This is a genomic window from Pseudomonas sp. GM55 (genome assembly GCF_000282395.1).
Lineage (GTDB): Bacteria > Pseudomonadota > Gammaproteobacteria > Pseudomonadales > Pseudomonadaceae > Aquipseudomonas > Aquipseudomonas fluorescens_CC.
Map to the genome: position 1 here is coordinate 1 of NZ_AKJJ01000025.1, position 1,185 is coordinate 1,185.

Below are 1,185 nucleotides of genomic sequence, written 5' to 3' on the forward strand. Positions count from 1 at the left end.
CTGTAGGAGTTTCCCATGCAACGCATCGACCACAAACTTCCCTGGAGCCACCTGGGCACAGATCGCACCCTCAGCGTGTTTCGTTATGGCACCGGCCCGCGCAAGGTGTACATCCAGGCCAGCCTGCACGCCGACGAATTGCCGGGCATGCGCACGGCCTGGGAATTGAAGAAACGCCTGGCCGAACTTGAACAACAGGGGCAACTGAAAGGTGTGATTGAACTGGTGCCGGTGGCCAATCCCATTGGCCTCGATCAGCACCTGCAAGGCAGCCACATGGGGCGTTTCGAGCTGGGCAGCGGCAAGAACTTCAACCGCTCGTTTGTCGAACTCAGTGCACCGGTGGCCGAGTTGATCGGTGATCGCCTCGGCAGCGATGCCCAGGCCAACATCGTGCTGATTCGCCAGACCATGGGCCAGGTCCTCGACGACTTGCCGGCAGCGACATCGCAGCTCGAAGCAATGCACCGCCTGTTGCTGCGCCATGCCTGTGACGCCGACATCACCCTCGACCTGCATTGCGATTTCGATGCAGCGATTCACATCTACGCCTTGCCGCAGCACTGGCCACAATGGCAATCCCTGGCGGCGCGCTTGAAGGCCGGCGTGGCGTTGTTGTGCGAAGACTCCGGCGGCAGTTCGTTCGATGAATCCTGCTCTTCGCCATGGTTGCGTCTGGCCAGGGCGTTCCCGGCGGCGGCGATTCCACCGGCCAACCTGGCGACCACGCTGGAGCTGGGCAGCATGGGAGACACCCGCGTCGACCAGGCCCAGGCCAATTGCGAGGCGATTCTCGGGTTCCTCGCCGAGCAGGGGTTCATCTCCGGCACTTGGCCGGCGGCACCGGCCGAATGCTGTGAGGGCATGCCGTTCGAAGGCACCCAATATCTGTTCGCACCGCACCACGGGGTGGTCAGTTTCCTGCGTGAAGCCGGGGAATGGGTGGAGAAGGGCGATGCGCTGTTCGAGGTGGTCGATCCGTTGCACGACAAGGTCACCACCGTGCAGGCCGGTACCAGCGGCGTGCTGTTTGCCATCGACCGTGGGCGCTACACCCAGCCCGGCACCTGGCAGGCGAAAGTCGCCGGGCGCGAGCCGATTCGGGCGGGGAAGTTGATCAACGACTGATCCGGAGTTTGGCGTGACAGCCTGTGTTTTGTTGTTGGTGTACATATCCGTTGTTGC

1 protein-coding gene is annotated in these 1,185 nt (G+C 62.7%); it reads left to right on the forward strand.

The annotated features are described in order from the left end of the window. Positions 1-15 precede the first annotated feature (15 nt). Complete coding sequence (locus PMI31_RS03590; protein ID WP_008016294.1) at positions 16-1,128, forward strand: succinylglutamate desuccinylase/aspartoacylase family protein; 1,113 nt, start codon at positions 16-18, stop codon at positions 1,126-1,128. Positions 1,129-1,185: the final 57 nt, after the last annotated feature.